The organism is Streptomyces synnematoformans (assembly GCF_039531005.1).
In the GTDB taxonomy this organism is placed as follows: domain Bacteria; phylum Actinomycetota; class Actinomycetes; order Streptomycetales; family Streptomycetaceae; genus Streptomyces; species Streptomyces synnematoformans.
Genome location: NZ_BAAAPF010000292.1, coordinates 1 through 8,779, shown reverse-complemented (window position 1 = coordinate 8,779; position 8,779 = coordinate 1). Strand labels below are relative to the sequence as shown.

Below are 8,779 nucleotides of genomic sequence, written 5' to 3'. Positions count from 1 at the left end.
CGAGTGCCGCGAGCAGCGCGGCGGCCCGTGCGGCTGGCCGGGCGGCGGGCGGCGGGTTCTCCCGGGTCACGGCCGGAAGCTACTCAACGCCGCGCCGGACTACGCTCGGTGCCGTCCTAATCCACCCGCGGGTGTGGTCCGCGACCCACCCGCGTCGCACACACGCTCGTTCCTCGTGCTTAGGTTCGATTTTCTGCCGCCCCGCTCGGCGGCCGCCGCGGCCGCGTGGTACTTCTGGTCTCCGGGGGAGCGCGTCGGCGCGGAGGGCCGCGGGGGCGCGCGGACCGGCCGACCAGCCGGCGTGCACCGGTGGCCCGGTGTGCGCCGACGAGCAGGGACTGGGGGCACGATGGCGGCGAACCCGGCCAGCGCGGGCCGCCTGCTGCACCTCATCCGCACCGGCGAGGCGCCCACCCGGGGCGAGCTGCAGCAGGCCACCGGGCTGTCCCGGTCCACCGTGGGGCTCCGCCTCGACCAGCTGTTCCGGGCCGGCTGGATCCGCGAGGTGGCCGGCACCTCCACCGGCGGACGGCCCTCCGCGCGGCTGGAGTTCGACGACCGGCACGCCGTCGTCCTCGCCGCCGACCTGGAGACCCGGCACGGCCGCGCCGCGGTGCTCGACCTGGCCGGCGAGGTGCTGGCCGAGCGGACCGGCCCGCTGGTGATCGGCGACGGGCCGGAAGCGGTGCTGGAGGAGGTGTGCCGCTGGTTCGGCCCGCTGCTGGCGGAGGCGGGCGAGACCGCGGCCCGGGTCTGCGGCATCGGGCTGTCCGTGCCCGGGCCCGTCGATTTCGCCGCCGGCCGCGTCGTGGAGCCGCCGATCATGCCCGGCTGGGACGGGTACGCCATCCCCGCGCGGCTGCGGCGCACGTTCGCCGCCCGGCTGGGCGGCGCCCCCGACGTCCCCGTGCTCGTCGACAACGACGCCAACCTGATGGCGTACGGGGAACAACGCGCCGGCTTCCCCGGCTGCACGGCCTTCCTGCTCGTCAAGGCGTCCACCGGCATCGGAGCCGGGGTCGTCGTGGACGGCGGCATCTACCGCGGCATCGACGGCGGCGCCGGCGACATCGGGCACATCCGCCTGCCCGGCAACCCGGAGGCGCTGTGCCGCTGCGGCGCGTACGGCTGCCTGGCCGCCGTCGCCAGCGGACACGCGGTCGCCGCCCGCCTCGACGGCCTCGGCGTGCCCGCGACGTCCGGCTCCGACGTGCGCGACCACCTGGCCGCCGGGCACCCGCAGGCGGTGCGGCTGGCCCGGGAGGCGGGCCAGCGGGTGGGCGAGGTGCTGGTCACGGTCGTCACGCTGCTCAACCCCGGGGTGCTGATGATCGCCGGCGAGCTGGCCTCCGTGCCGTTCCTGACCGGCGTGCGCGAACTGCTGTACCGGCGGGCGATGCCGCGGACCACGGCGCACCTCGACGTGGTCACCGCCCGGCTCGGGGACCGCTCAGCCCTGTTCGGCGCCGCCGCCATGGTCGTGGACGACCTCTACGCCCCCGACCGCGCCGACGCCCGGCTCGCCGCCGCCGAAGCCGCCGCAACCGGCACCGCGACCGACACCGCAGCGGGCGGCGCGGCCGCCGGCCACCCCCGTTGACCGTTCCGCGGGCCCGCGCCCGTACGCTGGCCGCCGCGAACGTCAGGAGGGTCACGTGCCGGCAGTCATCGTCTTCGACCTGGAGTTCACCACGTGGCCGGGAGCGCAGGAGCGGGACTGGTCGGCGCCCGGCGAGCTGCGGGAGATCGTGCAGATCGGCGCCCTGCGGCTGGACGCGGACCTCGCGGTGACCGACGCGTTCGAGACCCTGGTCCGGCCCGTCGCCAACCCGCACCTGTCCCCGTACTTCACCGAACTCACCGGCATCGACCAGGAGGCCGTCGACCGCGAGGGCCGCGCACCCGCCGCGGCGCTCGGCGACTTCCTCGGCTTCTGCAAGGGCTGCTCGGTGCTCTCGTACGGCAACGACATGATCGTGCTCGGCGAGAACGTCGGCTGGGCCCGGGCCCGCGGGGAGCAGGTCGCGAACGGCTTCCTGCACAACGGCTTCCTCAACGTCCGCCCCTGGCTCAACACCCTCGCGCCCGAGACCGCCGGCGCCAACGTCGGCCGGCTGTGGCAGGTCCTCGGCCTGCCGAAGCCCGCCGCGGGCGCCGAGCACTCGGCGCTCTTCGACTGCCACTCCTTCGCCGCGGCGCTCCGGCACCTGCGCGCCGCGGGCGCCACGCTCCCCGCCGGCTGTCCGTAGGGCCCGGCCGGCCGGGCGTACGGCCCCGGGGACCCCGGCCGTACGCTCCCCCCATGAGACCACTGAGAGCGAAGGACATCACCGGGGTCTGGGGGACGCTGCTGCTGCCGCTGGACGGCGGCGACGCGATCGACCGGTCCCGGCTGGCCGGGCAGTTGGACGCGCTGCTGGCCGCGGGCCTGCACGGGATCTACGCGCACGGCACCGCCGGCGAGTTCCACACGCTGACCGAGGACGAGTTCGACGGCGTCAACGAGCTACTCGCCGAGCGGTGCACGGCCGCGGGCGTGCCGTTCCAGATCGGCGCCTCGCACCCGGTGGCGCAGACCGCGCTCGCGCGGGCGCGGCGGGCCCGCGAACTGGCCCCCGGCGCCCTGCAGGTGATCCTGCCGGACTGGCTGCCGCTCGCGGACGACGAGGCCGTCGCCTTCCTCGCCCGGGTCGCCGAGGCCGCCGACCCGGTGCCGCTGGTGCTCTACAACCCGCCGCACGCCAAGACCGCGGTCTCGCCCGCGCTGCTCGGCCGGCTGCTGGACGAGGTGCCCGCGCTCGTCGGGCTCAAGACCGCGGGCGGCGACGACGCCTGGTACGCGGCGGTGCGCCCGCACACCGCCCGCTGCTCCGTCTTCGTGCCCGGCCACCTGCTGGCCTCCGGCGTCGCCCGGGGTGCGCACGGCAGCTACTCCAACGTCGCCGCGCTCGCCCCGGCCGGCTCGGTCCGCTGGTACGAGTCGATGCACTCCGACCCGGCCGCCGCGCTCGACGTGCAGCACCGGCTGGCCGAGCTGTTCCGCCGGCACATCGCGCCGCTGCAGGCCCGCGGCCTGTCGAACCCCGCGCTGGACAAGTTCCTCGCCGCCGTGGGCGGGTGGGCCGACACGGGCGTGCGCACCCGGTGGCCGGCCGCCGCCGCCCCCGAGGAGGCGGTGCTCCCCGCCCGCCGCGACGCCCACGCCCTGGTGCCGGAACTTTTTTCTCTGGGATGACAAAGCATGGACAGGACCGGACGAAGTCTTTAGGCTCGGCGCCGCACCCGCCCGGAATCCGCAGGTTCTTCCCGCCCTCTTTCGCGTCTGGAGGAACGAATGTCCGCACGGCTGTATCAGCGTGTCCGCAGACGGCTGGCCCCGGTGCTCGCCGCGGCCTTCCTCGTCGGCGGCTTCTGGGCCGCACCCGCCGGCGCCGACCCCGCGCCCGATCCCGAGCGGGCCCCCGGCCCGCAGAACCAGCCCTTCGCCGAACTCCCGCCGCAGGAGCCCGGCGTGACGCTGCGCACGTACGACGTGCAGGTCCCCCTGGAGGAGATCTGCGCGCTCAAGCCCGCGCAGACGCCGAACGTCGACAAGCTCATGCCGCAGATCGACTTCTCGACCGCCGAGGACTTCGGCTTCGAGGACAACTTCGTCTCGCACACCATCGCCAACGTCAACGTGCCCCGGGACGGCACGTACACCTTCCGCCTCACCAGCGACGACGGCGCACGGCTGCTCATCGACAACCAGGTCGTCATCGACCACGACGGGCTGCACGGCACCGATCCGCCCAAGGACGGCACCGTCGAGCTGACCGCCGGCTACCACTCACTGTTCATCGAGCACTTCGAGCGCGGCGGCGGCCAGCAGGTCACCCTGGGCTGGCAGCCCCCGGGCGACGACGGCTTCACCACCGTGCCGAACTCGGTGCTCAGCACCGACGCCGGCGTCGTCCGCGTCACCGCGCCGGGCCGCAAGGAGTGCGAGGGCTTCACCGACTCGCCCGGCGACGGCCTGCCGCTGAACGGGGTCCATCCCGACTTCGAGCTGACCGACCTGCGTCCCGAGGGCTTCGAGCCGCAGGTCTCCGCGATGGACTGGCTGCCCGACGGCCGGCTCGCGGTGACCACCTGGGGCGGCACCGACAACGTCGCCGGCGAGGTCTACCTCCTCGACAACGTCACCGGCGACACCTCGCCCGGGCAGGTGACCGTGGAGAAGGTCGCCGAGGGCCTGAAGGAGCCGCAGGGCATCAAGTACGTCGACGGCGACCTGTACGTCTCGCAGAAGCACGAGCTGACGCGGCTGAAGGACACCGACGGCGACGACGTCACCGACGCGTACGAGACCGTCGCCACCTGGCCGTTCAGCGACAACTTCCACGAGTTCGCCTTCGGCCTGCTCTACCGGAAGGGCCACTTCTACCTGAACCTCTCCGTCGCCATCAACTACGGCGGGGCCACCACCGACCCGCAGCCCTCCGAGAACCGCGGCACCACCATCAAGGTCAACCGCAAGACCGGCAAGGTCTCGTACGTCGCCGGCGGTCTGCGCACCCCCAACGGCATCGGCTGGGGGCCGAAGGACGACCTGTTCGTCCTCGACAACCAGGGCGGCTGGCTGCCGTCGTCGAAGCTCCTGCACGTCAAGCAGGACCGCTTCTTCAACCACTACACCAACCCCGACGGGCCGTTCGACGACCAGCCCGTCACCCAGCCCGTGCTCTGGCTGCCGCAGAACGAGATCGCCAACTCGCCGAGCACGCCGCTGTACCTGGAGAAGGGCACCTTCGCCGGCCAGCTCCTCTTCGGCGACGTCACCTACGGCGGCATCCAGCGGGCCGACCTGGAGAAGGTCGGCGGCGCCTACCAGGGCGCGGTCTTCCGCATGACCCAGGGCCTGGAGGCCGGCGTCAACCGCATCAGCATGGGCCCCGACGGCGCCATCTACGCCGGCGGCCTGGGCGCCGGCGGCAACTGGGGCCAGCCCGGCAAGCTGACCCACGGGCTGCAGAAGCTGACGCCGAGCGGGAACGACGCCTTCGACATCGTCTCGATGGACGCCACCTCGACCGGCTTCGAGATGCGCTACACCAAGCCGCTGTCGCAGGAGACCGCCGACACCCTCGCCGAGCGCTACTCGGTCACCCAGTGGCGCTACGTCCCCACCGCCGACTACGGCGGCCCGAAGGTGGACGAGGAGGTGCTGCCGGTGACCTCCGCGGAGCTGTCGGACGACCGGAAGACCGTCACCCTGCAGATCCCGGGCCTCAAGCCCGGCCACGTGGTGCACGTGCGCTCCCCGCGCCCGTTCACCGCCGAGGGCGGCGCCGGGCTGTGGAGCACCGAGGCGTGGTACACGCTGAACAACATCCCCGGCGCCGAGGAGCGCGTGCCCACCGCGTACGAGGCCGAGGAGGCCCGGCTCGCCGGCGGCGCGAGCCTCGCCACCGACCACGAGGCCTACTCCGGCCGCGGCTTCGTCGCCGGCTACGGCACCGAGGGCGCGTCCACCACGTTCGACGTCACGACCCGGAAGGGAGGCTCGTACGACGTCGGACTGCGCTACTCCAACGGCCCGAACCCCTTCACCGGCACCAAGACGGTCAGCATGTACGTCAACGGCGAGAAGGTGAAGCAGACGCAGCTGGCGTCCACCGGCACCTGGGAGGAGTGGTCCAGTCAGACCGAGCAGGTCACCCTGCGGGCCGGCCGCAACACGATCGCCTACGTCAACGAGGAGGACGACACCGGCCACGTCAACCTCGACATGGTCACCGTCCACCGCAGCGGCGAGCCCGTCACGCTCTTCGACGGCGCGGACCGCTCCGCCTTCCAGCACGTGGACGGCAGAACGCCCGAGTGGCCGCTGCTCGACGGCGAGGCCATGGAGGTCTGCTGCGGCGACATCCGCACCAAGCACGCGTACCGGGACTTCAAGCTGCACGTGGAGTTCTGGCTGCCCGAGCTGCCGCCGGACGTCACCGGGCAGGACCGCGCCAACAGCGGCGTGTACCTGCAGGAGCGGTACGAGGTCCAGATCCTCGACTCGTACGGCAAGGACCCGCTGGCGAACGACGACGCCGCCGCCATCTACAAGAAGAAGGCGGCCGACGTGAACGCGGCGAAGCCGCCGGGGACCTGGCAGACGTACGACATCACCTTCCGCGCGGCGCGCTTCGACGCCGACGGCGACAAGACCGAGGACGCGCGCATCTCGGTGGTGTGGAACGGCGTCAAGGTGCACGACGACGTCGCCGTCGACGGTCCCACCGGGGCCGGCAAGCCGGAGACGCCGGCGGCCGGCGCCATCCGGCTGCAGGACCACGGCAACCCCGTCCGCTACCGCAACATCACCGTCCAGCCCCTGTGACCCGGCGGTGAAGCCCCCCGGCCCCGGAGCCCGACGGCTCCGGGGCCGGTTCGCGTCCGGCGCCGCCGCCGTCCGGCAGGCGGCGACCAAAGTCGTACCCGCCGCCGGGCTCCGCAGACCTTCGGCCGATCCCCGCCGCACCCCGCGTCCGTAGCGTCGCCGGGGACGGCAGGAAGGACGACCGACGATGGATTCCGGAGCACCCGCGATGTCCCGTGACGACCGCCGCGGCGGCGACCCCGACGGCGACCGCCCCGCCAAGCCCCCCGCCGCCACGGTGGGCCCCGGCGTGGTGTACCGCCTGCTGCTGCTCGCCGGCCTCCCCGCGCTCGGCGTGCTCCTCGGCTGGCTCGTCCCGCACGTCGCGGACCGGGTCGCGGGACTGCGCTGGGCGCCCATGCAGGGCCCGTTCGAGCTGGTGGCCTCCTTCGACGACGGCTGGACCGCGGTCGCCGGCCCCGTGACCGGGCTGGTGCTGGGGCTGGGCGGCGGGCTCCTCGGGTACGCGCTGGCGATGCGCGTGACCTTCGAGGGCGACACCGTACGGATCGCCAAGGACGGCGAGTCCCGCATCCTGGCCCGCGCCGAGGTCGCCGCCGTCTTCCTCGACAAGGACCGGCTGGTCGTCCTCGACTCCGCCGCCCGCCAGGTGGTGCGCCAGCGGTCGGATCTGGAGCCCGGCGACCTCGACCGGGCGTTCACCGCGCACGGCTACCGGTGGCTGCACGAGGACCCGTACGCCGGCTGCTACCACCGCTGGGTGCGGGACTCCGCGGAGCTGTCCGCGGCGGCGAACGCCGTGCTGAAGGCCCGCGAGCACGCGCTGCGGAAGAAGAACGCCACCGACGCGGAGGAACTGCGCGACGAGGCGCAGCGCCTCGGCTACGTGGTCCGCGAGGAGGGCACGCGGCAGTACTGGCGCCCGCTGCGCCCCGGGGCCGCGGACGGCTGACCGCGCGCCGCGCGCGGCCCGGCCGCCCCGCCGCCGCACGCGTCAGCCGAGGCCGGGCAGCGCCGCGAGGCGGCGGTGGTCGGCGGGGGAGTCGCGGCGGTCGAGCCGGGTCTCCAGCAGCCGCCGGGCGGCGTCGCACCGGCCGCCCGACACCAGCGCGAACAGCAGCGTCTCCTCCACCACCTCGCGCTGCGCCGCGCTGCCGCCCACCTTGCGCAGCACCGGCCGGACGGCCTCCAGTCGCGCCACCGCGTCCGGCCAGCGCTCCTCAAGCACCGCCTCCAGCGCCTCGCACAGCGGCGCCACGACCTCGCGCTGCACCGGGTCCGCGCCCGCGGCGTGCGTCCGCAGCCGGCGCAGCGCCGGCAGGTCGCCCGCGGCCGTCAGCGCCACCGCGCTGTGCATCGCGGTGAACGGCGTCGCCGGCCGCTCCACGACCTCCCGCGCGACCGCCGCCAGCACGCCCTCCACCGGCTGCTCACCGGTCCAGCACCCCGACATCCTGGCGCGCCACAGCAGCGACCCCGAGTCCACCAGCGCCCGCACTCCGCGCACCCGTCCCGGCGCCAGCTGCGCGAACCAGCGCCGCCGCACCGCGTCCGGGTCGTCGAGCGCCAGCTCGTGGAGCGCGACGTGCCAGGAGAAGTGCGCCCGGTGCGTGGCGCCGCGGCCCTGGTCGCCGATCCAGCCGTCCAGCCAGTCGCGCCCGCGCTCGTGGGCCCCGGTCTCGTAGTGGACGTGGGCGAGCGCGTGCACCGCGTGGCCCGCGGCCGGCTCCACGGCCAGCGCCCGGCGGGCCAGCTCCGCGGCCTCCCCGAAGCGGCCGTCGTCCTGGCGCATGAAGGCCAGCAGCGAGGTGTGGAACCAGTGCCCCTCGTACGCGGGCGCGGTGCGCTCCACCAGCCGCCGGGCCATCGCGCCGTCGAGGTCGGTGACGCCGGAGAAGGCGATGGTCGGCACGGCGACGCTGAGCGCCAGCGCGTCGCCCGGGTACGCGGCCAGATGCCGGGTCAGCGCCGTGTCGGCGGCCGAGTCGGCGGTGCCGGCGATCCGGCGGGTGACGACCTCCACGAAGGCCCGTTCGCGGTCGTCCGCGCGCTCGCGCGCGGCCCGCTGGGCGTCGGCCAGCGCCCGCGGCACGTCGACCTCGGCGCCGCACTCGTGCCCGACGAGCGCGAGCGCGGCGTGCCCCAGCGCGAAGCCGGGGTCCAGCTCCACGGCGCGGGCGAAGGCGGTCTCGGCGCCGGCCCGGACCTTCAGCAGCCGCTCCAGGCCGATGCGGTACGCGGCGGCGGCCGCCGCGTGCGTGGACAGCGGCAGCCCGACCACGTCGGCGGGCCGGCGCCGGCCGCGCACCGGCTCGCGCAGCGGCGCCAGCACGGCGGCGGCGACCTCGGCGGCCTGGGCCCGGATCTCCGGTACGGCAGGGGCTGGGCCTCGGGATCCAGGACGCG

General features: G+C 74.8%; 6 protein-coding genes. 5 read left to right on the top strand and 1 reads right to left on the bottom strand.

Annotated features, from left to right (window positions below; all coding sequences use genetic code 11):
* Window positions 1-349: 349 nt before the first annotated feature.
* From ABD317_RS29490 to ABD317_RS29470, 5 genes are all read left to right on the top strand, one after another.
* Window positions 350-1,600 carry an ROK family transcriptional regulator gene (locus ABD317_RS29490; protein ID WP_344293686.1) on the top strand — a complete coding sequence of 417 codons (1,251 nt, stop codon included), beginning with the start codon at window positions 350-352 and terminating at the stop codon, window positions 1,598-1,600.
* A 55-nt stretch (window positions 1,601-1,655) separates the two neighbouring features.
* Entirely contained in the window at window positions 1,656-2,249 is a 594-nt protein-coding gene (locus ABD317_RS29485; protein ID WP_344293684.1) for an exonuclease domain-containing protein, read from the top strand.
* Window positions 2,250-2,302: 53 nt separating this feature from the next.
* Window positions 2,303-3,235, top strand: coding sequence for a dihydrodipicolinate synthase family protein (locus ABD317_RS29480; protein WP_344293682.1), 933 nt, complete (start codon window positions 2,303-2,305; stop codon window positions 3,233-3,235).
* A gap of 99 nt (window positions 3,236-3,334) precedes the next feature.
* The gene (locus ABD317_RS29475; RefSeq protein WP_344293680.1) at window positions 3,335-6,373 is read left to right on the top strand and encodes a 3-keto-alpha-glucoside-1,2-lyase-like domain-containing protein; all 3,039 of its coding nucleotides are present in this window, start codon (window positions 3,335-3,337) and stop codon (window positions 6,371-6,373) included.
* Window positions 6,374-6,560: 187 nt separating this feature from the next.
* The gene (locus ABD317_RS29470) at window positions 6,561-7,325 is read left to right on the top strand and encodes a YqeB family protein (protein WP_344293678.1); all 765 of its coding nucleotides are present in this window, start codon (window positions 6,561-6,563) and stop codon (window positions 7,323-7,325) included.
* A 42-nt stretch (window positions 7,326-7,367) separates the two neighbouring features.
* Here the strand turns inward: ABD317_RS29470 and ABD317_RS29465 are convergent.
* Window positions 7,368-8,779 (bottom strand): tetratricopeptide repeat protein (locus tag ABD317_RS29465; RefSeq protein ID WP_486389024.1); only part of this gene is annotated, 1,412 nt, incomplete at its 5' end.